This is a genomic window from Enhygromyxa salina, from assembly GCF_000737335.2.
Lineage (GTDB): Bacteria > Myxococcota_A > Polyangia > Nannocystales > Nannocystaceae > Plesiocystis > Plesiocystis salina_C.
Genome location: NZ_JMCC02000002.1, coordinates 84,150 through 110,493, shown reverse-complemented (window position 1 = coordinate 110,493; position 26,344 = coordinate 84,150). Strand labels below are relative to the sequence as shown.

Below are 26,344 nucleotides of genomic sequence, written 5' to 3'. Positions count from 1 at the left end.
GCCTGTGTCGATCTCGTGGCTCAGGCCGACTGCCGCTCGTCCTGCATGGCGGCCGGCAGCGCAGTGCTGATGTCGGGGTGAGCCTGGCGGATCCGCGCGATCGCGGCCACGCAGCTTTGCCACTCGCCGCGGGCGTGCGAGTGCATGAACTCGTCGAGCACGCTGACGGCGATCGTTGCGAACTCTCGGTCTTCCACGGCGAGCTCACGGACCACACCGATCAGCCGCCGCTTGCCCTCGCTGGCGGACAGCCGCCGCGTGGGCAGGCCCTCGATCGGCTCGCGTCGCTCGACGCGGCCGGGGGGCAGGCCAAACATGACCGTGCGCAGGAACTGGCGCAGGGCCTCGCCGGTCTCGAACCGCTCGGCTCCCTCTGGCAAGGGATCCTGGTCGGAGCCCGCGCCGGGCCGGGCGCCGGGGCCCTTCTTTGGCTTCCAGCTGGCCGGGATCGTGAGCGGCCGATGCTGATCCCACAGCAGCCGAACCGCGAACAGCCGGACCTCGCGGTCGGGGCTCTCCATCAGCCACGCCAGCTTCGCCGCGCCGCCCAGGCGATGATAGTGACGCCGGATCAACGCCGACGCGACCTCGCGGCTGGACTTGACCGAGCTCTCGGCCAGCGCAAACACCCGCGACGCGACCAGCCACTCGACGGGCGCGGCCGGCTTGCCTTCGTGGACCTCACCGATCTCGAGCAGCGCTTCGCTGCCGATCTTGCGCGGCTCCTTGTACTCGTTGGCCGCGAGCCGATAGACCAGCTCGCGGTCGCCCCAGCGGACCAGCTCTTGGCTACCGACCTCGGCCGCGAACCGACGCACGTCGGGGCGCGGGTCGACCAAGCTCGCGGCCACCCGCTCGAGCGCGTAGTCCGACGAGCTGAGCTTGGGCTCGAGCACGCCGTGCAGCGGGTCTTCGCGATCTGGCCCGATCTGCGGGTGGTGGAACAACAGATAGGTCTGCGCGACCTTGCGGACCGACTCTGGCTCTTGCTTGCCGACCGCCATGGACCACAGCCGATCCAAGCCCGCGCCCGGCTCGGAGCCCACGCCAAAGTCACTTGGCTCGAAGTGCTCGAGCAGGTGGTTGCGGGCGAACCCGTACAGCTCGGGATCCGACTGCCGCGCCATCACCAGCAGCCAACCCAGGCCAACCCGCTTGGGCGCGACCAGCTTGGTGTTGCCGAGCACCCGCAGCGCCACGCCGCGCAGGCGGGCGTTCATGCTCAGGCCCTTGAGCCACTCCACGTCGAGCTGATCGCCCTTGAGCATGCCGTTGCTCAGCCACCCGCCGACCTCGTCGGAGAACTCGGGGTCGAGCAGCTTTTGCTTGATCCACTCCACGCCGATCTCGCTGGCCTTGCGCGAGCCAAGGGCCTGGAACGCCGCCCGCTTGTCCCAGTAGCCCAGCTTGGGGCTCTGGGCCGCGAACTTGAGCAGCTCGGCCGAGGGCTGTTGCTTGTGCTTGTTGAAGAACTCTTCGACCCAGCGGCGCTGCTGCCAGCCACCCACCAGCAGATCCGTGTAGAGCTCGGGGCTCAGATCCGCCGGGGTGAAGCCCGACTCGATCATCTTGATCGCAAATTTTTGGGCCGACGTGCCCAGCAGCCCGACCAGCCCGACCAGCCCGATGTCTTTGGGCGAGAGCTTCTCGAGCCGGGCCTCTGCGAACTTCTGCGCGGCCTTGGTCCCCGTGCGCAACAGCTCGATCAAGCGGGCCGCGGTGATCTTGCCGCCGTGCGCGTTGGCGTAGTCGATCGCGTACTTGGCCGCCTTCTCACTGGGCGAGCCAAGCAGCTCGAGCACCATGTCGTGCAGCCCCAAGCCCGCAAGCTTGCTCTGGTGGAATTCCGGGCTGCCCTCGAGCAGCGAGACCACGAACTCGTGGACCGAGCCGGCGGGCTTCTTGCCAAGCCGCCCGAGCCAGGCCGGGTCGACCTCGCGCAGGGTCTCGGGGAAGTCGGCCTCGAGCGAGCGGGTTGCGAAGCGCAGGACCCCGTCGTTCTCCGAGTCTTCGATCAGGCGCAGCAGCGGCTCGGCCGAGATCTTCCAGGCCTTGTCGTAGGCCCGGTTGCTGAGCTTGTCGGGCGGCTGTGCATTCCAGCCCGCGTTGCGGCGGCCGATCAGCGCCTGGTGATTCCAGATCTGCTGGATGATCCAGCAGCCGTAGGGGTTGAAGTCGCGCTCGTAGTGACGCAGCACCTGCACGGCGAACTGCGGGTACAGCTCCGGGACGGCGTTGCCGAGCTGCCGCAGGTATCGCCACGCCCGCCGACGCATGTACGTGGTCGTGGCTTGCGAGACCTCGTTGGGGTGGTTGGGGCTGCGGTGGTAGACGTCCAGCCGCCACGCGAGCACGCCAAACAGCTCGGCGTCGTGGCGCTGCTCCGCCTGCTTGTAGATGTGCTTGGCGGCCCGCCACACGCCCCAGCCCAGCTTGGCGCTGCGGAAGATGTCGACCAGGGCCGAGCGATCGGACTCTTCGCCGCGCTCGTAGATCGAGATCAGCAGGTCGCCCAAGCGCAGCCGCGGCGGCGGGTGGGCAGCGGCCATCAGCTGCTCCCACGCGTCGAGCCGGATGTTCTTGACCTCATCCGCGCTCTTGCCCCACAGCGAGTAGGGCGCCAGCGTGCTGCGGAGCTTCTGCAGCGTCCACGCGTCTTGCGACAGCGGGCGTGCCTCGCTCTGCTCCGCCTCCTCCGCCCGGTCCTCGGGTGGGTCCGGCAACAGGAGGTAGCGGACGACGAGATCGGCGAGCTGCGGATCCCGGTTCTCGACCGCCCCAGTGATGTCCTCGTAGGTGACTTCCCGATTCATGACCGTTTTCAGCTCGGTCGAGGCTCTCGCCCGCTTGCGGGCGCCTCGGCGTACTGGACGTTGGACGCCAGCGAGCCGCAGCGGGACTATGGATCAACCGGCGCGGCGGCCGCAAGCAAGATTTTCGCGCACGCGGAGACCGGCCCGGGGAGCGGGGTTGCGGGGGTCGGCGTGGGGATTGGGTGTGGTGTGCAGACGCGAGCGCGCGACGGCGCGGCCTGGATGACCTCGGGGTCGGCGACGCGGCGGCGTGTTAGCTTGGCGATCGTGGCTCAGGGTTTGACACGGGCATCCTTGTTGGCCTTTCGCGACCGTGGGTGGGCGCGCGTGCGGTCGTCTAAAGAAGCGTTCTGGGCAGAGGACACGCGCGTCCGTGGGCCGATGGCGGGGTTACTCGCTGGCGCGGCGCTCTGGGAGCACGCCCGCCTCGTCGAGCCGACTTGGCCAACTGACGAGGCGCGGAAATCCGATCTCGAGCACCACGTGGTGGTCGCAGAGAAAGTGAGGCGCATCGCTCATGTCTTCGTCCGTAATTGAGGTTTTTCGCGCGCTTGGTGCCGCGCCGGTCGAGTTCCACAAACGACTCCGGCGCTGACACACGGCTCAGTCGTTCGCGCCGCCCTCGAACCCCGCGCACGCCCCTGCCCCGCGCACGCCACCGAGCTCGCGGGTCAGCTCGACCATCGTATCCATCAGCCCGGCCGCCTCGAGCTCCTCGTTCGTGACCTGCCCGTCGGCGTTCACGTCGGCGTCGTAGACCGGCTGAAACACCAGTGGCGCCTCGGGGGTCTCTACTGCCGTGCGAAACAGGACGTCGCCCATGATCTCGATCACCGAGGTCTCGGTGCCGTCGGCGGTCAGCTCCACAACGTCATCGCCCTCGAATTTGCAGCGGTAGCGCGTGTTCGTGTCAAAGGTCCAGTCGAAGTCGACCGAGCGCGTGTTGTCGCTGGCGCTGCCGATCACGTGGATCGACCACCCACCATCGACGGCGGCCTCGACCTGCTCGGTGGTTGCGTTGCCGGTCGCAGCGTCGTAGCTGCTTGCGCTGGCCGGGGCGATGCGGAAGTCGGCGCCGTCGTAGTTGGTCGCGCGGATCTGCCGGCTGAGCGCTTCACCCTCGGCGAGATCGCTGACGAGCTCCCACACCGTGACCCCGTTGACGCGCACCCAGGTTGGCTTGTTGTCGGTGCGCTCGATCAGGCCGGGATCATGCACGACCACGACGAAGCTGGTGAAGGTGATCGTCCAGCCGTCGGTTGCGCTGGCTTCGATGCTCTGGGTGATCGCTTCGTTGCCTTCGATCGCCAGCTCGTGAGTGCCGAGGTCGCTGCACCCAAGCGAGCCCAGCAGGCCCGCGAGCAAGAGCGAGGATGAACAGACACGGCGAAGGGAGCAGCGAGGCGCGAGCATGATGGAGCGTCCAAGAGCAGGAGCGTGACTCTCATATCATGCGTCTGGCTCGATCGGGTCGGTTTTCAGCTCACGGGGGGCTTCTCGCCCGGGTGCGAACGGTGCTCGAGAGCGGGTCAGGCCTCGGCCGCGAACGCCGGACCGCGCCGGCGCACCCAGATCAGCAAGGTCCCGGCGACCAGCGCCAAACCCAGCGCCAACGACCACCAGATCGCCTCGAGCCCGGCTCCACGGACCAGCACGAAGTAGGCCGCCAGCGGCAGCGCGACCCCGTAGTAGGCCACGCCGTTGAACACCGCGGCGGGCAAGGTGTCGCCGGTCCCGCGCAGGATCCCGCCGCCCACCACCTGCAGGCCGTCGAACAGCTGAAACGCGGCGGCGATCGGCAGAATCCCCGCCGCGAGGGTCAAGACCGCGAGTTCGTCGGTGTACACACCCGGCAGCACGTGCCGCAGCGAGATCAACACGCAGGCCGAGACCAGCATCGCGCCACCCCCGAGCGCGAACCCGATCCAGGCGGTGCGCTGGGCCGACTTCAACCGCCCAGATCCAAGCAGGTTGCCGATCACGGTGCTGACCCCAAACGAGATGCCCAGCGGGACCATGAAGGTCACGGACGCGAGGTTGAGCACGATCGTGTGAGCCGCCAGCGCGTTGCGGCCAAGCTCGCCCGCGAGCAGCGTTGAAGCCTGAAACGCCCAGACTTCCAGGGTGTACTGCAGGCCAACGGGGACCCCGTAGCGAAGCACCTCGAGCAGTCCGCGCGGATCCAGGGCGCGCGTGCTCCACGGCTGCCAGGCGCCGTGGTGCAGCCCCTTGATCCACGTCCACGCGACCAGGCCAACGGCCAAGCATGCGCGGGTGATCCCGCTGGCGAGCGCGGCCCCCTTCAGGCCCATGGCCGGGAGCTCGAGCCCGCCAATTGACACGCCAAAGATCAGCAGCTCGTTGCCGACGATGTTGCAGACGTTGGCCAGCAAGGTGACCCACAGCGCGGCCGCGACCAGCTCGCGACCTTGCAGGTACTGCCGCAGCACGTAGAAGCAAAGCAGCGGGAGCAGGCTCCAGGCTTGCGTGCGCAGGTAGGTCTCGGCCATGCGCGCGAGCTCGGGTTCTTGGCTGAACATCAGCAGCACTTCCTCGGCGACCCACGCCGAAGCGATCAGCGGGACCGAGAGCAACCCCGCGACGACCATGCCCTGCTGCAGCGCGAGCCCCGTGCGCTCGCTGTCCCCGCGGCCGTGGGCCTGGGCGATGATCGGGTCGAGCCCAAACACCACGCCCATCGCAAACATCATCGTGCCCCACAGCCACACGTTGCCGAGCGCCGCCGCGTCGAGCTGCGCGACGCCAACCCGACCGAGCATGAGCGTGTCGACCAGGCCAAAGCCCATCATGCCCAGCTGCGTGAGCACGACCGGCCCGGCGATCGCCAGCAGCTTGCGCACCAGCACGAGCGTCGAGGCGAACCCCGAGCCCGACTCGGACGCGTCTGGCGACGGCCGCTCTGGTCCCTGCGACTGCATTGATCTTGGGTCCCTACGCGGGGACGCGGGAGGCTAGTCTGCGATACCCGTATTTCCAGGTGCATTCGGGCCGTGGATGAACGCGCATGCTCACGTGTGCAGCGCCCGGCTGCGCGCCCGTGGATCGCGGATCGGGCGTCGGAATTCAGCCTGGATCGAGAGCCATTGCGCCGCGAGCATGTCCGCTGACATGCTCTGCACATGCATCGCCTCGGGACTCTCGGTCTGTTCACGTGCCTCACCCTCGTGCTTGCCTGCAGCTTCGACGGGGTGGGCAGCGGGAACGGCGCGGCGACAGAGGACAGCGGCTCGACGGGCGCAACCTCCGAGTCGGGGGCCGGAGAGTCAGGCAGCGCCTCGATGTCCAGCGGCGACGGCGATGGCGACCCTGGGGACGGCGACTCGGGCGATGGAGATCCCGGCGATGGCGATGGCGATGGCGACGGGGATGGGGACACGACCGGCGACGGCGACGGCGACGGCGACACGACCGGCGACGGCGACGGGGACGGCGACACGACTGGTGACGGCGACGGCGACACGACCGGCGATGGTGACGGGGACACAACCGGCGATGGTGACGGGGACACAACCGGCGACGGCGACGGCGACGGCGACACAACCGGCGATGGCGACGGCGACGGCGACGATTTCTACGGCAACTGTCCAAACAATCAAGACGCCCAGTGCCTGCCCGACGAGTACTGCTTCGTCGACAACTTCGACGACTATCAGGTCTGCTCGCAGAACTGCAACAACGTCAACGACTGCCCCGCGGTCCCGGAGCACACCATCAAGTGCATCTTCGTGAACGGCAACTTCTTCCAGAAGCGCTGCTTCATCAGCTGCGACAACAACCAAGTCTGTCCGATGGGAATGAAGTGCCAATCGGAGAACGTTGGGATTGATCCGATCTGCGTCTACGACCAGTAGCTCAGCCCACGACCAGGCAGCCACAGGCCATCTTGTCGCCGTCGTCCGGGGCAAAGTCGGAGCAGCTGGTCTCGTACGCGTCGCACACCCAGGTGTGGCCGTTGGTGCAGATTGTCAGCATGCTGTCGGGCTGACCAACGGCGCCGCCGCCCATGATCGGCGCGTCGCCAACGAGCCCAGGCCCAGCGATCAGCGACCCATCGGCGGCGATGATCGCGGCGGTCAAGTTTGTCGTCGAGTTGATCAGAAAGTTCTCGCTGCCCGCGATCTCGGCGATACCGTCGAAGCCAGGCATGCCGATGCCCAACATGTCGACGCGGAATTGCTCGACTTGTCCGCTGCGATCCAGCACCACCAGCTCATCGGTGCCGTGGCTGGCAATGTAGAGGTTGGACATTGGATCGATCGCGAGCCCGGCACAGATCGACATGTTGTGGGCCATGCCCAGAGGGATGACCGCGTGGGTCGCAAAGGTCTCGGGGTCAACCTCGACCAGATCGCAGTCTTGGTTGATCAGCAGCGCGAGGTCGCTGGCGAGATCGTAGGCGCCTCCATCGAGCTTGGGCAGGGCCTCGGGCGGGGCTTGAACCTGTTCGAGGATGTTTCCCTGAATGTCCAGTACGCGACCCTCACCGAAGTAAGAGAACACCACGACTCGATCCCGCGTGCTGTCGTAGAAGCCGGCCTGCAATGTGTCGATGCCGAGCTCGATCGTCTTGACGAAGGTAAACCCGTTCGTGTCGGGGATCTGATCGGGATCGCAACCGCCACTGGGATGATCGGAGTCGATGTGGTCGAACTTGATGTGACTGTCAGCGGAGTCTTCGGTCTCGGTGCTGGTCTCGCTCACGGTCGTGCCCGCGCTGGTCGAGTCCTCGGTGGTGGTGGCGCCCGAGCTCGCGCTCGTGAAACCGTTCGTGCCGCTGTCCTCACGCGGGGCGGGGCTGCTGCAGGCGATGGCGAACCACCCAAACCCAATTGTCAGCGAGACGGCACGAGGCGTAACCATGGAGCCAACTCTAGCACAGAGGCTGGCCTGACCAAGTCCGAGCAGGAGCGTCCCCGCCTAATCGAGCCGCTTGATCTCGTCCTTGGGCTGCATGAGCTCCTCGTCGAGGAACTCGTCGTCCGGGAGTTCTGGCGGTGGCGGCGGCATGGCCCAGCGCACGGTGCCTCGCCGCTTTGCAAGCGCCACCGCGACCTCACCCCAAGGCCGCTGCGCTGGATAGCTCACTCGTGTCTCCGCATCTGGCGACCACTTCACGACCACACCGTCGACCGAGGTCTTCGGCATCGCGACCGAGACCGCGAGTTCGACCGTGGCTTGGATGTCGATGGCGCAACCGCAGTGTCCGAGCGCCTCGAGAAGGTCGCGGCCAAAGTCCGGGTAGACCGGCTGTGCTGGGTAGCCCAGACCGCCAAAGGCATAGGTCGCTTCTGGGCACGGCGCGAGGAGCTGCTTCGCGTGCTCCCACATGGGAGACCCAGCCGCGCGCAGCTGTAGCTTTGAGGCGGGCACGAAGGCAGGGCCGCGAAAGAGCAACACCACTTCAGTGACGCCCGCGTCGACAACAACATCGGCCACCGCCACCACGCGGGCCCACGGTACATCGGGCGCGATGGCCAGCGCGATCGTCTCGTCGCTGTGACGCCCAATTTCGTCGCCGAGCCTATCGACCGTCTGCTCGTGCAGCGGCTCGGACCCCTCTTCGAACTCCCACACAACGCCGAGGGGGCCCCAACTCACCCCCTCGGGCCGTACCCGAATCACCTGCGAGAAGGGAGCCGAGCCGAGCTCGGCCGCGACCAAGTGCGCACTGTCGCCTAGCCACTCGCGCTTCGAAATCACATCCAGCTGAGTGAGCGGCGCAGAGGCTTGGGCAAGCTGTGCCTCGCATGTCTTGGTCGCGGGCGGGTCCACTTCGACCGCGGGCTTGGAGTCCGAGCGATCACACGCGGGCAACAGCGCCAAGGCGAGCAAGAAGCTGCGTTTCGAGGCACCCGTTCGCGCGTGGAGCATCATCACGCAGATGCTACCAGCGACCACCCACGATCGCGCTACCTTGAGCCCGGCGCCCATGGATCCCCGTCCTCGCTACTGCCCCGAGCGTGAGCTCCCGCTTCGCCCGTACATACCAGGCCGCGGGCCGCATCCGTCGGCGTCATCGGCTCCCCAGCACCCAGCAAGCGCGTGGGCGGGCGGCGAGCACAGCTTGCGAGCACACCCCGACTACCGCTGGGGCGTCGACCTCTACAATCACCGCTGCTACTGGGAGGCCCACGAGTCGTGGGAGTCGCTGTGGCGCCAGGCCACCCAAGACACGGCCGCGCACATGTTCTTGCAGGGGCTGATTCAATGCGCAGCGGCGGCCCTCAAGGCGCACATGGGCCAGGCCGCGGCCTGCCGGGCGCTCGCGGATCGAGGGCTCGCCAAGCTGCACGGCGCCCTGGATTCCGTTGGGGGTGATCGCTACGCGGGCCTGGATCTTCGGGCCTTCACGGCCGACTTCCGCGGGTTTGTCGAGCTCGCGCTGGGCTCGAGTGAGCCGCCCCAACTGCACCTCGTCGCTCGCTGAGCGTCGCCTTCAATCAGCGGGTCTTCGCCAGACCGAGGCGAGCCAGGGCTGCAGGTGGCGGGGCTGCCCGCTCGGTCGACAGTCGCGCTCGAGGTCGATGATTTGGGCGTCGAGGAGGCGTGTGGCGAGGGGACGTGCGGGTTGTCGACGACACGCCCAGCAACCGACGACCCAGCCGGTAACGTCACGGGGAACCGTGCCGTTGGGCTCGAGTCTCGCATGCCCCGCGCCGATCCGCGTGCGCCATGCGAAGGAGCGAACAACGCACGTGATTGATCGAGAGACCCCGAAACCAACGGCTTGTTCGAGCCTCCGCCTCCTGTTGTTCTGCCGCAAGCTGGTCAACCGTAACTATAGCTCCTGCTCCCCGTAGCGGTCGCTGCCAATTCACCCGTCGACCCAACTCCAGACATGTCAGCTCCACCACTCAACATTCTAGCGATCCTCACCTTCAGCTCGCTCGTTGTCAGCACCGGCTGCTCCAAGCCTTCGCCGCAGGCCCAAGCCGAGCGCGATCCACAGGTGAGCGATGAAGCCCCTCTCGACCAAGCGAAGCCAACCATGAAGATGGAACCAACCCCGACCGCCGACACATCCCTTGGCACCCTGCCCGAAGGCGTCGGCGTTGCGGTCGGACAGCCGGCCCCCGACGCGAAGATCCTCGACTTCGAGGGCAAGCCCATGCAGCTGCTCGACGTCGTTGGCAGCAAGCCAACGTTAGTGGTGTTCTATCGGGGCGGGTGGTGTCCATTCTGCAACTCACAAATTCACCAGCTGACCAAGGCATACCCCAAGTTTCAAGAGCGAGGTATCACAATCGCCGCGATCAGCGTCGACCGTGCCGACGAGTCAGCGAAGACCAAGGCGACTTACACCATTCCCTTTCCAGTCTTGTCCGACCCGGACCTCGACGCCCATCAGGCGTATCGCGTGACGCACGAGGTCTCGCAACCGGAGCTGGAGAAGCTGCGTGGCTTCGGCATTAATCTCGAGGCAGCCTCGGGTCGCACGCATCACACGATAGCGATCCCCTCGATGTTCTTGATTGACAGCCAAGGGGCTGTGCGCTGGGCGCACGCCGACAAGGACTACAAGGTTCGGCCGGCGACGGACAGCCTGCTCGCTGCGATCGATGGTGTCGGGCTCGAGAAGCCGTAGGCTCCATCCAGTCGCGCACGAGCCAGCGAACAGAAGAGAATCGTCATGCTGAGGAAAATGCACATTGCAATTGGCCTGAACCCTGGAGGGGTTGTCCTTGCGTAGTTGGTTGCAGCAGATTGACGCCTGGGTGTCAGATGCCAATTCCAAGATTGGGATGAGGGCGCCGGCTCCCCTGTTCCCCGATAGTCCGTACAGGTTTGCGACAAACGCGTCCCACGTCACGCCAGACCTGATTCGCGCGGCCGCGCGAGCATCGGGAGACCCGAACCCGCTGTGGAGCGACGACGCCTATGGCGCGACGTCGCCCTGGGGGACGAATATTGCGCCTCCAGTCTTCGAGGCCGCGCTCTCGGAGTGTGGCTCTGTCCCGCGACCTCCGCCTGTGCCAGGCATGGTCGCGATGCAAGGAGGCGTGCTCCGTCGGTACTTTGAGCCGTTTCGGCCTGGGGACGTGATACGCTCGGACGACATCTGGCATGGCATCGCGGAAAAAACCCGCCCCGAAAAGCCCTATCGTCTGTTCATCAATCAGTCTGAGCGCGTCTACATCAACCAGGTTGATCGGATGGCCGCGTCGGCACACTGCCGGATTGCAATGATCTTTCCAAAAGATCCTGGCGAAGATGTCGCGGCTGCGCTGGACTTTGCTCAGCGCAAGCGACGTCGGTTTTCCGAGGAAGAGCTCGCGCAGGTCCGCGCGAGCTACCGACGCGTGCTCCGCGGGGACGCGCGCCGGGGGGCGGAGCCGCGCTACTGGGAGGACGTCGAGATCGGTGACGTCGTGCCGGAGCTGCTGTTCGGCCCGTACGACATGAGCGACGCCGTGACCTTCGCAGGTGCAATTGGGGTGACAACGGCTGGCGCGTTGAAGTGGCGGGAGATCGAGCCCGCGATGGCCCAGTTCCCCCGCGATCCCGAGACTGGAGCGCCGCGGCATCTGGTGGACATCCACTTTGAGGAGTGGATCGCGCAAAGCCGCGGGCTCCGGCACTCCATGGCGTTCGGGACTCAACTCGAGCAGATCATGTGTCAGGCTGTATCAAATTGGATGTCTGATCTAGGCTTTATCTGCGAGGCCGACATGAAAATTCACTCGGCGCTTCTTTTTGGCGAGATTAGCCGCACCACCGGTCGGGTGACAGGGAAGCGTCGTGATGGTGATCGCCACTTGGTTGATCTCGAGCTCTCGTCAGAGACATGGAGCGCTGTCCCCTATTGCAGGGGTACGTTCGTCGTGGAATTGCCCTCACGCACGGGGCAGTCGCCGGCAGCACGGTTTTGTGCTGCAAGCGGGATCTCGTAAGCGGGCACGGTCGTCTCGCGCCGGCCGTGGGGCCAACGGGTCGAGTCCAGCGCCAAGGATGGTGCGGACTCGACCCGTTGCCAGAATCGCTCCGTGTCAGAGTGCGCAGCGCTACCCGGCGGCTCACGGTGCGGAGGCGAGTAGTTTTTAATCTTCGGTGTAGCTCATCCAAAGGTACGACATGAAACGTTATGATATCGCGCCAATTGCGGTTATTGGTCTGGCCTGTCGATTCCCAGGCTCGACCCACGCCAGGGAATTCTGGGCTCAGATCGTCGGCGGACGAGATTGCATCCGCGAGATCCCGGCGAGCCGCTGGGACTGGCGGGAGGTCTACGGCGACCCCGACAGCGATCCGGGCAAGACCAATAGCCGCTGGGGCGGGTTCATCGACGGGATCGAACACTTCGATCCGCTGTTTTTCGGGATGGCACCCAAGCAGGCAGCGTTCATCGACCCACAGCAACGTCTGGCGCTAGAGTGCGCCTGGCACACGATCGAGGACGCCGGCTATCCAGCCGCTCAGCTGGCGGGCCAAAGGATCGGCGTCTACGTCGGCGTGTCCAAGAACGACTATTCCGAATTAATGAGGGAGCGAAAAGCGCCTATCCCCGCGGCGATCTCGACCGGAACGGTCCACTCGATCATCGCCAATCGCATCTCGTATCTGCTCGATCTGCGGGGCAAGAGCGAAGTCATTGATACAGCGTGCTCGAGTGCTCTCGTGGCGCTCGACCACGCGATCCGCGACATTCGGCTCGGCGAGTGCGAGGCGGCCCTCGTGGGTGGCGTGAACGCGTTGCTGTCGTCGACGATGTATATCTCTCACGCGCAGTCCGGCATGCTCTCACCGCGCGGGCGCTGCCGGAGCTTCGATCGCGGCGCCGACGGCTACGTTCGGGGTGAGGGTGTTGGCTTCGTGTTCCTCAAGCCCCTCGCCCGCGCGCGCGAGGACGGCGACCGGATCATCGGAGTGATCCGCGGCTCCGCGGTCAACCATGGCGGTCGAGCCAATTCCCTGACAACGCCCAGCGTCGATGCACAGGCCGAGGTGATCCGGCAGGCGCTCGCAGACGCGGACGTCGACCCCGCGTCGATCACCTTCATCGAGGCGCACGGGACCGGTACCCCGCTCGGGGATCCGGTCGAGATCCGTGCGCTTCGAAAGGCCTTCGCCGACGCCGAACAGACCAAGGCAAGGCCCTGGTGCGGGATCGGAACGGTGAAGACAAACATTGGGCACCTCGAGAGCGCGGCCGGCATCGCGGGCCTGATCAAGCTGCTCTTGTGTCTCGAGCACCGGACCCTGCCCGGGTTGCTTCACTTTCGCGAGCTCAACCCTTTCATCGAGCTCGACGACGGGCCGTTCTTCATCCTCGACGAGACCCGCGCGTGGGAGTCGGCCGGCCCCAGGCGAGCGGGGCTCAGCGCGTTCGGAATGGGTGGGGTCAACGCCCACGTGATCGTAGAAGAGGGGCCCGCGCCAGCACCTGGGCGGCGCGTCTCGCTGCCGGCCCACGCGTTCGAGCGCCGCCGCTGTTGGTTCGAGCCGCCGCGCGAGCCCGGGCCGCGGGATGTGCTGGTGCTTCGCCCGTCGGACCCGGTGTTGAGCGACCACGTCGTCGCCGGCTCCCCGATGTTGCCGGGCGTCGCGTTGCTCGAGGCCATTCGAGCGCTCGTGGAGGCGCAGCGCGGCGAGGCCGTGACCGGGCTCGCGCACGTCTACTGGATGCGTCCGCTTCGACCGGTCGCCGACGCGCGCGTCGAGCTCGAGCTGCAGCCGGCGCAGACCGGTGATGACGTGACGCTGGTCCACGAAGCAACGGCCCACGTGACGGCCACGCCCACCTTGGGCGCTGGCGTTGAGCGGAGCCCCGAGGTCCTGGACCTGGCCGGCGTTCGCGAGCGTTGCCAGCGACGTCAGGACCCGCGCGAGCTCTACCGTCGGTTCGCCGCCTACGGCCTGGACTACGGCCCGCGCTTTCGGGTGATCACGTCGTGCGTCCACGCCGAAGGGGAGCTGCTGTGCGAGCTCGTTGGCGGTCCAAGCGTCGAGGTTGGGGGCCCGGCGCGCTGGGAGCCGTCGCTGCTCGATGGGGTGATGCAGAGCGTCGTCGCGCTCGAGCTCCTCGATGGCGGCGAGCCCCGCGAGCAACGCGTCCCGTACAGCCTCGACGCGCTGCAAGTGCACCGCGAGCTCCCAAGGGTCGCCTACGCCTACGTGCGTCGAGACCCGAGCGCCAAGGGCGAGCCGCGATTCAACATGCGCCTGTGCACCGAAGCGGGGAACGTCATCGCGGCGTTCAACGGGTTCGTCAAACGAGCCTTGGCGACGACGCGACCCGCTCGCGAGCCCGACCCCTCCCGACCCATCTACGGCTACACCTCGCGCCGCGTACCGGCACCGCTGCGCATCCACTGCGAGACCCCCGAAGAGCTGCTGCTGATCTCGCCGGACGACGGGCTCGCGCGCGGACTCGAGCGAGCTGCCGCGCGGCTGACCCGGGCCTGTCCGCTGCGCAAGAGCGCGGCCCGATCCACGCGCCTGGAGGCCGACCGCTTCGAGCTCGACTTGACCTGCGAGGGTGACGTCGACGCCCTGTTCGAAGACTTGGCCCGCGTCCGTCGCTTGCCCGACACGGTCGTGCTCGACGCGCGCGGGGAGGACAACGTCGGCGCGGATCATCTGCACTCGTTGCTGTACCTGTGCCGCGCCCTGGTTCGCGCGAAGCTGCCGAGCGTACGCGTGCTGCATCTGCGCAATCATGCGCGCGGCCTGGCGGACGGCGTCCACGCCATGGTCGGCGGCTTCGCACGCACGCTCGCGCGCGAGAACCCGCAGATCCAGCTCGTCGCGATCGCCTGCGACCTAGACACGGAGGACGCGGTCCTGCGCGCCGAGCTGGGCCACTACGCCGAGGCGGCGATGGCCGAGGTCGAGCACCGCGGTGGCCGGCGCTTGGTCCGAGAGATGGTCGAGGTGCCGACGCCGCGCGCCTACACAGAGACACAATCAATGATTCGTGAGCACGGTCGCTATCTGATTAGCGGGGGGATGGGGGCGCTGGGCCTGGCAGTCGCCCAACACCTCGCCCGCGACCACGCCGCCAGCTTGGTGCTGCTCGGACGCTCGCCGATGACCGCGGACATCCGGGCGCGGCTCGAGAGCCTCTCGGCCGCGGGCGGCGACGCGATCTACATGCAGGCCGACGTCAGCGAGCGCGCGCAGGTCGAGGCGGTATTCGCCGAGCTCGGGCGCCGCGATCTCCAGCTCGACGGCATCATTCACGCCGCGGGGCTGATCGAGGACGCGTTCGTGCTTCGCAAGCGCCCCGAGTCGCTCGATCGGGTCCTCGCACCGAAGGTCGCCGGCGCCTTGAACCTCGACGCCGCGAGCACGGACCACCCGCTCGGGCTGTTCGTGTTGTTCTCGTCAGTCGCGTCGCTGATGCCCAACCAGGGCCAGTGTGACTACGCGGCGGCGAACGCCTTCCTCGACCACTTCGCCGCGCAGCGCGAGCTCCTGCGCGAGGCCGGGCGTCGTCGCGGCGCCACGCTGGCGATCAACTGGCCGCTGTGGGCCAAGGGTGGGATCACAGTCGCGCCGGAGGAGCGCGAGCACCTGTGGACCGAGTTTGGCATGCACCCAATGGCCACGGCGGTCGGCGTCGAGCTGTTCGCCAGGCTCACGTGTGACGCCGGTTCATCGCCCCACTACGCGCCGATCGAAGGCGATCGCGACAAGATCGAAGCGCACCTGCGGATCGCGGCGGCGAGCGCCGTCGTCGAGGTCGACGAAACCTCGACCTCGAGCTCGAGTCTGTCTGGGCGGATCGACCGGATGCTCGCCGCGCTCGTCGACCGTGAAGCTGCGCCGGCTCGCGGACACGGACGCGGGGCGCCAACCCTGAGTGAGCTCGGCCTCGACTCGCTCGGCATGATCCGCTTCGCCGACCGACTCAGCAGCGAGCTCGGGCTCGAGATCAAGCCCTCGATCTTCTTCGAGTACGCGACCGTGCCCTCGCTCGTCGCCTACCTCGCGCAGCGGAAGCCTGCGATCTCTGAACCCCGCGCGGCGGCGCTGATCGACGGCCGCCATGCCGATGCCGATGCCGGTGCCGACGGCACGGCGCGGTTCCGCAAGCGCCTGCACAACGAGGTGTTCTTCATGCGCGACCACGTCGTCGATGGCCAGTTCAATCTGCCGGGGGCCTGCTTCGTCGAGCTGGCCGTCCAGGCGGCAGCGCTCGAGCACGGCCGCCTGCCCCGGCGCGCGATCAACAACCTGTGGATCGAGAAGCTGTCGTCGGCCGACGCGCCGATCGAGATCGAGATTTCGCTCGTCGGGGGCGAGCCGGCGCTCGGCTACGAGATCGCTCGGACTCGCGCAGGCCAGCGGACAATCCACGCCGTCGGCGAGCTCGAGCTCGGCGAGTTCGGCGAGCTCAGCGAGGACGGGCTGGGCGACCTCGACCTCGCGGCGATTCGCCAGCGCTGTAGCGACCGGCGTGCGCCCGACGAGGTCTATCCCCAGATCATCGACGAGGGCCTACACATCGGACCCAGCATCATGCCGCTGGTCGAGCTGCACCTCGGCCCAGGCGAAGCCCTCGCCCGCCTCGAGCTCCCGCCCTCGCTCGCCAGCACCGCGCCGGACTACACGCTGCATCCGACCATGCTCACAGGTGTGCTGCAGGCGGCGTTGCTGCTCAACAAGCCCCACGGATCGGATGGCAGTCAATACATCCCCGTCGGCATTGACGTGATCGAGTTCGACGGGCCCTTGCCAAGTGCTTGCTATGTCCACTGCCGACCGCAAGCCGGCGGCGATGGCATGCGTAAATTCGAGGCCGCGATCGCGCGACTCGACGGGCGCGTCGTCGCCCGGGCCACGGGCATATCGCTGCGTCGAATTCGCAAGGCCGATCACGCTGCGGATGCCATGCCTGCACCTGCCTCGACGACCGCGAGCCAGGCTCCGCGCGCGCGCCAAACCCAGGCCGAGACCATCCTCCGCGAGATCGTGGCCGAGGCGGTCGGCCTCGCCGCTGCGGAGGTCGAAGCGACGCGAGAGTTCGAGGCCTACGGGATCTCATCGATCATGATCGTGGACCTCAACCGTCGGCTCGAGCAGCGCTTTGGTCGGCTGTCGAAGACGCTGTTCTTCGAGTACCGCAACGTTCGGGAGCTCGCGGCCTACTTCGTCGAGGCCCACGGAGCCCGGGTCGCCGCGCTCGGAGCCCCCGCGATCCCCTCGCCGGTGCCTCCGGTCGCGGCCGTCGACGCGGCGCCCCCGGTCGCGGCCGCCGAGCCCCCGGCACCGCGCCGCGCCCCCGAGGGTCGGACGCGTGCGAGCGTCGAGCCCATTGACGATGGCGTGGCGATCATCGGCTTGGCGGGGCGCTATCCCGGCGCGGACGACCTCGAGGAGTTCTGGCGCGCGCTCGAATCGGGGCGTGACTGCATCACGCAGATTCCCCCCGACCGCTTCGAGTACGAGCGCCTGTTCAACCCTGATCCGGACGCCGAGCAGATCTACGCCCGCTGGGGTGGCTTCATCCGCGGGGTCGACGAGTTTGATCCGCGCCTTTTCAACATCACGCCACGAGATGCCGGCCTGATCGATCCGCAGGCGCGCCTGTTCCTGGAGGTCGTCTGGGAGGCGCTCGAGGACGCCGGCCACACACCGGCCAGCTTGACCGCACGCTCCCGGCGGATCGGCGTATTCGTTGGCGCGCTGTGGCAACCCTACGTGAACCTTGGGGTCGAGCGGAGCGAGCACGGCCAGGCGATCGCGCCGAGCGGTCTGCTCTACAACATTCCAAACCGCGTCTCTTACTTCTTCGACTGGACCGGCCCGAGCCTGGCCATTGACACGGCCTGCTCGGGCTCGTTGACGGCCCTCCACTACGCGGTCTCGAGCCTCCTGCGTGGCGAGGTGGACGGCGCCGTCGTCGGCGGTGTCAACCTCTCGCTGTCCTCCAGCAAGTACCTGTTCCTGTCTCAGAACCGGTTCTTGTCTAGCGACGGGCGCTGCCGGAGCTTCGGGGAGGGCGGCGACGGCTATGTGCCCGGCGAGGGCGTCGGCGCCGTGTTGCTCAAGCGCCTCGCTGACGCGCGAGCCGACGGCGATCGGATCGACGCGATCATCCGCTCGACCAGCGTCAATCACGGCGGCCGCACCAGCGGCTACACAGTGCCCAACCCCAACCAGCAAGCCGAGCTGATCACCGAGGCGCTCGCCGCCGCGCAGCTCGACGCCGGGGCTGTCTCCTATGTCGAGGCGCACGGGACTGGAACCTCGCTGGGCGACCCCATCGAGATCACCGGGCTGGCCAAGGCGTTCGAGCGCGCCACCACAGACGCTCCAACCGAGCGGGCCTGCGCGATCGGATCGGTCAAGTCCAACATCGGTCACCTCGAGGCCGCTGCGGGGATCGCCGGACTGACCAAGCTCGTCTTGCAGCTGCGCCACGGCGTCCTTGTTCCCTCGCTCCACGCCGAACGGCTCAACCCGAACCTCGAGCTCGAGCGCACCCCCTTTCGCGTGCAGCGACGCCGCGAGGCCTGGGTCCGGCCGCGAGAGGAGGCCGAGGGCGCTCACGAGCTGCCCCGCGTGGCGCTGCTGAGCTCGTTCGGAGCCGGGGGCAGCAACGCACACGCCGTGGTCTCGGAGCCCGAAGCGGTGGACAACGCCGCGACGACGCCGGCGGAGTTCCCCGCGGGGCTGGCTCGAGTCTTCGTCTTGTCCGCGCGTGGGCCCGAGCAGTTGCAGCGCCAGGCTCACCGCCTCGCCGATGCGCTCGCGGGTCAGCCCGCCGACAAGCGCTACAGCCTCGCGCAGATCGCCTCCACGCTGCAGACCGGTCGGACCGCGCAGACCCAGCGGGCGGCCGTGGTCGTCGATGACTTTGACGCGCTGGTTGTCTCGCTGCGAGCCCTGGGCGCCGGCGAGGCCCAAGACGACGTGTTCGTCGGCGCAACGGGGACGACGTCGATGTTCGACGCCGACCTGCTGCAGCAGATGGCCGGGCGATGGCTCGAACGTGGACAGGTCCGCGAGCTCGCGCGCGCGTGGGTTGAGGGGCTCGACCTCGACTGGCGCTCGTTCGCTGGCCAGCGGCCGCAGCCGGTGAGCCTGCCGACCTACCCGTTCGAGCGCCTGCGCTGCTGGTTGCCCGCGCTGCCGGCCGACATCCCTGGCTCGCCGCGCACCTTGCATCCGCTGGTCCATGAGAACGTCTCGAGCGTCGACCGCTGCGCCTTCCGTAGCCAGCTGTCGAGCGCCGAGTTCATCTTCGCCGACCACCACATCCGCGGGCGCGCGGTCTTGCCCGCGGTCGTCCAGCTCGAGATGGTGCGCCACGCCGTCGAGCTCGCGGGCGCTCGCGTCGGCAGCTTCCGTCGGGTCCTGCTGATCCGCCCGATCACGGCGGAGGGCCCGACCTGTGAGATCGAGGTTGGACTCGAGCGCGCGGGCGCGGAGCTGAACTTCGAGCTGAGCTCGGGAACCGGAGAGGATCGGATCGTCTACACGGCTGGGCAGATCGCGGCGGATGCCGGCGAGTCTGCCCCGGGCATCGACACTGCGGCGCTCGAAGCCCGCTACGGACAGAGCCTCTCCGGTGAGCGGTTCTACGCTTCGCTGCGCGATCGCGGCGTCGATCTTGGGCCAGGTCTGCGCAACATCCAGGAGGTTTGGCGAGATGACCGAAGCGCCCTCGCACGGATCTCCACGCCAGCCGGCATGAGCCTCGAGCGCGCCGCGTGGACCCAGCGCGACGCCGTCTTGCAGCTCGCGGGCATGCTCAGCCCCGAAGGAGGCAGCTTCATCCCGTTCGAGATCGCTCGCGTCGAGCTGTTCGGTCCGGCGGTCGCCAATGGCTGGGTTCACGTGACGACCGAGAAGCAGACGGCTCGCTCGCGTCGGCTTGCGGGCGTCATCACCGACAACGCGGGGCGGGTCATCACTCGCGTGCTCGGGATCGTCACCCGCGACGCCAGCGTCAGCCTCGACACGGACCGGGCGCCGGCCTCGAGCACCCGGCCTGCGGCGCCCCCACGGCCGGACGATCACCCGCGCCAGGTCGTCTACGCGGTGCCGACTTGGATCGATCGTCAGCATGGGTCTGCCGTCCACGAAGGCTCCGTGGCGAGGTTGCTGACCTGCGGGCTCGGCTCGCGCGTGGACCTACGCACACAGCTCGGCGCCGTGGAGCTCCTGCCTGCGAGTTGGGAGCAAGAGCGGAGCACGAACACGCATCGCCTCGACCTGTTCGACGACCTCACCCGGGTGGCGCTGGCTGCCGTCGAGGACCAGCTCCGACGCGAGCTCGAAGCGTCCGCTGCCGAGCGGCGCGGGCTGGTCGTGACGCTCGCCGACGGCCTCGCGCCCGTCGCCGAAGCGCTCGCCGCGTTGCTGCGCAGCGTGAGCCTGGAGCACCCCTCGCTCCGCGGCAAGGTCGTGCTCCTCGCGCCCGAGGCCCTCGAGTCCGGGCTCGTCGGGCGCGTGGAGGCCGAGCTGACCCACCTCGAGGCGCTCGAGGTTCGGCTCGAGGGTGCGACCGGACGGCTCGTGCGAGGTTGGAACGAACGCGTCCCCAGCCCCGCCGCGAGCCCCTCGAGCCCGGTGCTGCGCGCGGGCGGGCGCTACTGGATCACCGGCGGCCTCGGTGGTCTCGGTCGGCTCCTCGCTCGCCACGCGGCCGCGCGCCAGCCGGGCGTTCGTCTGCTCCTGTCGGGCCGCTCGGAGCCGCGACCCGAGGATCGGGCGTTCCTGCACGAGCTTCGCAAGCTTGGCGCCGAGGTCGAGTATCTGCGCGCTGACGTGCGAGAGCTCGTCGATTGCGAGGCGGCTGTGGCTCGGGCCCGAGCGCGGTTCGGAGGTCTCGACGGGATCGTCCACGCCGCCGGGGTGCTGCGCGATGGGTTCTTTGCGACCCGCGACCGCCAGGCAGCGCAGGAGGTGCTCGCGCCGAAGCTGCGCGGCGTCGTGAACCTCGAGCAGGCGACGCAGGCCGAGGCGCTCGAGTTCATGATCTTGTTCGGCTCGTTCGCGGCGGTGGCCGGCAACCCGGGCCAGACCGACTACGCGGCAGCCAACGCGTTCATGGCCGGCTTCGCGGCCCAGCGCCACCGGCTCGAGCTCGCTGGGCTCCGGTCGGGACGCTGTGTGTGTGTCCACTGGCCGCTGTGGAGCGACTGCGGAATGACGATGAGCGAGGCTGCGAGCGCCAGCCTGGAGGCGCGGACCGGGTTTGGTCCGCTCCCCGCCGAGCTGGGGCTCGAGGCCTTCGACCGCGCGCTCGAGTTCGACGGCCCCGAGCTGCTCGTCGGCTACGGCGACCTCGAGGCCATGCGCACGCGAACGCTGCGGACGGCTGCGGCCGCGCAGCCGTACACCGGCGGCTCGGCTCCTGCCCCCGGACAAGAGTCCCAGCGCGAGCCGACGCGTGGGCTGCCCCCACGGACCGCGAGCGCCGTGAAGGTCGACGAAGCGCTGGCCACCGAGCTGCGCGAGGTCCTGTCGGAGCTCACGCAGATCCCCGCAGGCGAGATCGAGGCCCGGCTGTCGTTCGGCGAGCTCGGCCTCGACTCGGTCGCCCTCGTCCGCCTCGCCAAGCTGCTTGGCGCTCGGTTCGGGCTCGAGCTGATGCCCACGCTGTTCTTCGAGTATCCAACGCTCGCGTCCCTCGAGGCTCACCTCATCGACGCGTACGGCCAGCACTTCGCCGCACACTTCGCCGACGCCGCGCTGCCAGCCTTGGACGCCGTCACGCCGCGCGCCGAGCCGGCTCCGCCCGTGACGTCAGCCACGAGCGAGCCGCTCGAGTCGACGACCCAAGCCGAGGTTTCGCCCGCAGATATCGCCGTCATCGGCATGAGCGGACGCTTCGCCGACGCCAAGGACGTCGACGAGCTGTGGGCGAACCTCGTGAGCGGGCGCGAGCACATCCGCGAGATCCCGGTCGAGCGCTTCGACGTTCGGCCCTACTACAATCCGGACGCGGAGCCGGGCGCCGACGCGATCTACTGCCCGTGGGGCAGCTTCATCACCGACGCCGAGGGCTTCGACGCGGGCTTCTTCGAGGTCGGTCCGCGTGAAGCAACGTGGATGGATCCGCAGCTGCGCTTGGTCTTGCAGAGCGCCTACCACACGGCCGAGGACGCCGGCGTGGCCGGGGGCCTGCACGGAACCGACACCGGCGTGTTCGTGGGCGCTTGCTTCCACGACTACCGCGAACGCCTGCAGGCGGCCGATGTCGAGATCGATCCCCACTACCTCACCGGCATCGCGGCGACTTCCCTGGCCAACCGCGTGTCGTTCTGCTTCGATCTGCGCGGTCCCAGCCTGCCCTTCGACACGGCCTGCTCATCGGCGCTGTTCGCCCTCGACGCCGCCTGCAAAGCCCTGCGCGCCGCCGACTGCGGCATGGCCCTGGTCGCCGGCGTCAACCTGATCTTGTCGCCGACGCGGCACCGGTACTTCTCGAGCCTCGGCGCCCTGTCTCGCACCGGTCGCTGCCACAGCTTCGACGCCGCCGCGGACGGCTACGTGCCTGGCGAGGCGGTCGTGTCCGTCCTGCTCAAGCCGCTCAGCCAAGCGATCGCAGACGGCGATCGCATCCACGGGGTGATCAAGGCCACCGCGGTGCGTCACAGCGGACGCACGGCCACGCTGACCGCCCCCAGCGTCGACGGTGAGGTCAATGTGCTGCTCGCCGCCTGGCGCGACGCGAACATCGATCCGGCCACGCTCTCCTACATCGAAGCGCACGGCACCGGAACCGCGTTGGGCGATCCGATCGAGGTCCGCGCCCTACAAAAAGCCTTCGCCCAAGCCGGCGCGCCCGCCCAGCGCTGCACCCTTGGCTCCGCCAAAGCCAGCCTTGGTCACACCGAAGGGGCGGCGGGTCTCGTCGGCGTGGTCAAGGTCTTGCTGCAGATGCGCGCGCGCGAGCTCCCGGTGATGCCGGGCTTCCAGACCCTCAATCCACGTATTGATCTGTCCGATGGCACGCTGCGGATCAACACGGCGCGAGAGCCATGGCTGTCCGAGCACGGCCTCCGCCGCGCTGGCGTCAGCTCGTTCGGTTTCACCGGCGCGTTCGCTCATGTGGTCCTCGAGGAGTACGTCGACGTGGGTCCGCGCGCGCCGGCGGATCCTGCCTCGCGCCCGCTCGCGTTCCCGCTCGCAGCCAAGACCCTCGAGGTCCTGCGCCAACGCGCGGGCGCGCTCGCCGAGCACCTGAGCGAGCACCCATCGCTGTCGACTCACGATCTCGCCCACACCCTCGCCCGGCGCGAGCCGCTGGCCCAACGCGTCGTCTTCCACGCCCGCGACCTGCCCGAGCTACGCCGCGAGCTCGAGCACTTCGCAGACGGGGCGACCGCGGCGAGTGGACGCGGCATCGAGTGGCCACGCGAGCCTTCACACCCGCACGCGCGCCTGCTCTCGCTGCCCGGCTACCCGTTCGCAACGACCCGGTTCACGGTCGAGGCCAAGTCGCAGGCGCGAGCCGGGCGCCTCCGCGATTCGGCGGTCTCGGACTCGGGGCTTGCAGCGGCCGGCGAGGACTCGATCGCCATTGTCGGTCTATCAGGCCGGTTCCCGATGGCGAGGGATCTCGTCGAGCTGTTCGATCGCCTGGCCGACGGCGTCGACTGTATCTCGACGATCCCCGGCGATCGCTGGGATCCCGCCGCGCACCGTCACGACTCGAAGCACGGCCGGTCCGAGGCCCGCTGGGGCGGATTCCTCGATCGCATCGACACCTTCGACTACGAGCGCTTTCAGCTCTCATTTCGCGACGCCGCCCTGATCCATCCCGAGGAGCGCCTGCTGCTCGAGGAGGCCTGGAGCTGCTTCGAGTCTGCGGCCCTCGATCCGCTGAAGTGGACCGAGAACACCGGCCCGGACGGCGGTGCGGAGATCGGCGTCTACGTGGGCGCTTCGTTCCACGACTACCCGCTCGTGATCGCCGATCTCAACCGCAAGACTGGCGCCAAGCTGCCCTGCTCGACGCAGACCTTCAGCTACGCCAACCGCCTGTCCCACTTCTACAACCTAAGGGGCCCAAGCGTGGTCATGGACGCGGCCTGCTCGTCATCGCTGTATGCGATCTACGCGGCCTACCAGGCGCTGCGCCGCGGGGACTGCCGCATGGCCTTGGCCGGCGGCGCCAACCTCAACCTCCACCCGAGCAAGTACGCGTTTCTCAACGACCGCAATTTCCTGGCAACTGACGGTCGCTGTCGGGCCTTCGCCGAAGGTGGCGACGGCTACGTGCCCGGTGAGGGCGTCGGCCTGGTGCTGCTGGCTCCGCTCAGCGAGGCGCTCCGCGATGGGCTCCCGGTGCTGGCGGTGATCCGCGGCGGCGCGGCGGGAAACGACGGGCGCACCCACGGCTTCACCGTCCCCAACCCGAACGCTCAACGTGACACGATCGTCGCGGCCCTGCGCGACGCAGGCGTCGACGCGCAAACCGTGACTTGCGTCGAATGCCACGGGACCGGGACCTCGCTCGGCGATCCAATTGAGGTCGCGGCCCTGCGTGACGCCTTCGGTCCAGGCCCCACAGATTCGCCAAGCTGCGCCCTGAGCTCGATCAAGTCCAACATCGGCCATCTCGAGGCGGCCGCCGGGATCTCGCAGGTCGCGAAGATGGTCCTCCAGCTCGGCCATCGCTCGCTGTTCCCCAACCTGACTCACGGCGAGGGGCCCAACCCGATCCTCGACCTCGCCAGCGGTCGGTTTCACGTCGAGACGCGGCGACGCGACTGGACGACGCCCGAAGGCGTGGAATTGCGGCGCGCGGGGATCAGCTCGTTCGGAGCTGGCGGGACCAACGTTCATCTCGTCGTCGAGCAGGCGCCCCCGCGCGAGCACCCGCCGATCGACCCGGCGCGCGAGTACGCCGTGGTCCTCAGCGCCGACACCGAGGACGAGCTGCGTCGCGTTGTCGAGGGCATGCGCACCTTCCTGACCAGCCCGAGCTGGTCTCGCTTCAACGCGCGGCTGTCCGTGCGCGATGTCGCCGGGACGCTGCAGACAGGCCGTGCCCATCGGGTTCACCGGTTGGCTGTGCTCTGTGGCGAGTCGATACCCGAGCTGATCCGCCGCCTCCGGGACAGCGCCGAGTTCCTCGCCGGGCGCCTCGGCGGGGCCGCGCCCAGCTACTTGCTCCGCGGCGACGCCAACGCCCGACCCGCGGGCGCGACGGTGGACGCCGGCTCCCCCCGCGAGCTGGCCGAGCGCTGGGTCGCCGGTGCGCGCGTCGAGTGGGCCGCCATCGCCGGGAGCTTCGTCCGGCTCTACCTGCCCAGCGCACGCGCGAGGCCGACCCGCGTGACGGCCCTGTCGCTGGCAGGGGACGACCGGGGAGCCGTCGAGCGTGCACCAAGCTCGCGCAGTCCCGCGGCCGAGCTCGACACCGGCCGGCGCATCGAGGCCGCGCTGCGGCAGGTCCTTGGCGTGCTCCCGCCCTCGTTCAACCAGGACATGGACTTCGCGGAGCTCGGCATCGACTCGATCCTCAGCACGCAGATCCACACGGCCCTGGCGCCCAGCTTCCCCCAGCTCGAAGCCTACGCCTTGTTCGAGTACCCCTCGGTCGCCCAGCTGCGCGCACACCTCGAGGGTGCGGCCGCGCCCAACGACCCCGAGCCGGTCGAGCTGCGTGAGTCCGGGGCCATCGCCGCGCTCGAGTTCGGCCAAGAGCGGACTCCGATCCGCGAATACCTGCGCGCCCATGCGTCGTCGAGCTCGAGCGCGGCCGCGATGTCCGTGCACGCGGTCGACGTCGGCGACGGGCGGACCCTCGAGGCTGTGGTCTGCGGAGACGGTCCGCCGGTCGTCTTGCTGCCCCCCTTCAACTCCACCGCGATCATCTGGATTCAACAGCTCCTGCACCTCAGCGACGACTACCAGCTGATCGTCCCCCACTACCCGGGGATCGACGGCAGCGACTGGGACGATCGCGTCGAGAGCCTCGACGACGTGGCGGACGCCGTCGCGCGCAGCTTTGCGCAGCTGCAGCGCGACGGCATCGTCACCCGCAGCCGCGCCCAGTGGGTTGGCTGGTCGCTCGGCGGCTTCATCGCCCAGATCCTCGCCACTCGGCACGCCGCGCTCGTCGAGCGCTTGGTGCTGATCAGCACCACGACCATCTCGTGGTCCTCCGACGAGTACCAGGTCTCGCCCGAGGTGTTCTCGCGGCTGTGCGCTGCGGAGTTTCATGCCGGCTTTGACAAGCTGCCGGAGTTCATCCGGCAGCACCCCCAGGTTCGCGCCCTCGAGGCGCGGGGGCAGCTCGAGAAGTTCGTGGTCGGCAGCGTGGACCGGCGGGTGATCAATCGCTACTTCCGAATGATCGCACGCTTTCGCCACTCGGACGCCGCACGCTCAATTACCCAGCCGACCTGTCTCATCAGCGGCGAGAACGACGAATTAATGCCTGCAAAATTCGCCCGCCGACTCAGCCGCGAGATCCAGGGATCCGAGTACCACGAGGTTCCGGGCGGTCTCCATTTCCTGAGCTTGTTCTGCTTCGAAGCAATCAACGAAAAGCTGCGATCATGGTTGAAGTCATCGTAAAGCCCGGGGGCGACCGGGGGCGT

Annotated in this window: 11 protein-coding genes; 5 read left to right on the top strand and 6 right to left on the bottom strand. The window is 68.2% G+C overall.

The window, feature by feature from the left end; all coding sequences use genetic code 11:
* Nucleotides 1–20 precede the first annotated feature (20 nt).
* The 4 genes from DB30_RS01270 to DB30_RS01260 all read right to left on the bottom strand — a co-directional run bounded on the left by DB30_RS01270 (nt 21) and on the right by DB30_RS01260 (nt 5,752).
* Nucleotides 21–2,813 (bottom strand): hypothetical protein, encoded by a 2,793-nt coding sequence (locus DB30_RS01270; RefSeq protein ID WP_052546102.1) that lies wholly within the window; start codon nt 2,811–2,813, stop codon nt 21–23.
* A 390-nt stretch (nt 2,814–3,203) separates the two neighbouring features.
* Nucleotides 3,204–3,332, bottom strand: coding sequence for a hypothetical protein (locus DB30_RS42675; protein ID WP_276204316.1), 129 nt, complete (start codon nt 3,330–3,332; stop codon nt 3,204–3,206).
* A gap of 84 nt (nt 3,333–3,416) precedes the next feature.
* Nucleotides 3,417–4,226, bottom strand: a complete 810-nt coding sequence (locus tag DB30_RS01265) for a hypothetical protein (RefSeq protein WP_146657801.1) — start codon at nt 4,224–4,226, stop codon at nt 3,417–3,419.
* 116 nt (nt 4,227–4,342) lie between these two features.
* Nucleotides 4,343–5,752: an MATE family efflux transporter gene (locus DB30_RS01260; protein WP_052546099.1), complete on the bottom strand. Its 1,410-nt coding sequence runs from the start codon at nt 5,750–5,752 to the stop codon at nt 4,343–4,345.
* Nucleotides 5,753–5,953: 201 nt separating this feature from the next.
* On the opposite strand from DB30_RS01260, the gene DB30_RS01255 reads away from it, so the two are divergent.
* A complete protein-coding gene (locus DB30_RS01255; protein ID WP_052546098.1) occupies nt 5,954–6,685 on the top strand; it encodes a hypothetical protein in 732 nt (243 codons plus the stop codon).
* A gap of 1 nt (nt 6,686) precedes the next feature.
* Here the strand turns inward: DB30_RS01255 and DB30_RS01250 are convergent, their stop codons facing one another.
* Together DB30_RS01250 and DB30_RS01245 are read right to left on the bottom strand one after the other, a co-directional pair.
* Complete coding sequence (locus DB30_RS01250) at nt 6,687–7,694, bottom strand: hypothetical protein (RefSeq protein ID WP_052546097.1); 1,008 nt, start codon at nt 7,692–7,694, stop codon at nt 6,687–6,689.
* A gap of 57 nt (nt 7,695–7,751) precedes the next feature.
* The gene (locus DB30_RS01245; RefSeq protein ID WP_146657800.1) at nt 7,752–8,708 is read right to left on the bottom strand and encodes a hypothetical protein; all 957 of its coding nucleotides are present in this window, start codon (nt 8,706–8,708) and stop codon (nt 7,752–7,754) included.
* Nucleotides 8,709–8,763: 55 nt separating this feature from the next.
* Between DB30_RS01245 and DB30_RS01240 the strand changes: the two genes are divergently transcribed.
* The 4 genes from DB30_RS01240 (at nt 8,764) to DB30_RS01225 (ending at nt 26,321) form a co-directional block, all read left to right on the top strand.
* Nucleotides 8,764–9,261 carry a DUF309 domain-containing protein gene (locus tag DB30_RS01240; RefSeq protein WP_165703581.1) on the top strand — a complete coding sequence of 166 codons (498 nt, stop codon included), beginning with the start codon at nt 8,764–8,766 and terminating at the stop codon, nt 9,259–9,261.
* A 411-nt stretch (nt 9,262–9,672) separates the two neighbouring features.
* Entirely contained in the window at nt 9,673–10,419 is a 747-nt protein-coding gene (locus DB30_RS01235) for a peroxiredoxin family protein (RefSeq protein ID WP_052546094.1), read from the top strand.
* 157 nt (nt 10,420–10,576) lie between these two features.
* The gene (locus DB30_RS01230) at nt 10,577–11,725 is read left to right on the top strand and encodes a MaoC family dehydratase (RefSeq protein WP_276204318.1); all 1,149 of its coding nucleotides are present in this window, start codon (nt 10,577–10,579) and stop codon (nt 11,723–11,725) included.
* Between the two features lie 181 nt (nt 11,726–11,906).
* A complete protein-coding gene (locus tag DB30_RS01225) occupies nt 11,907–26,321 on the top strand; it encodes an SDR family NAD(P)-dependent oxidoreductase (protein WP_052546092.1) in 14,415 nt (4,804 codons plus the stop codon).
* The last annotated feature ends 23 nt before the right edge of the window (nt 26,322–26,344 follow it).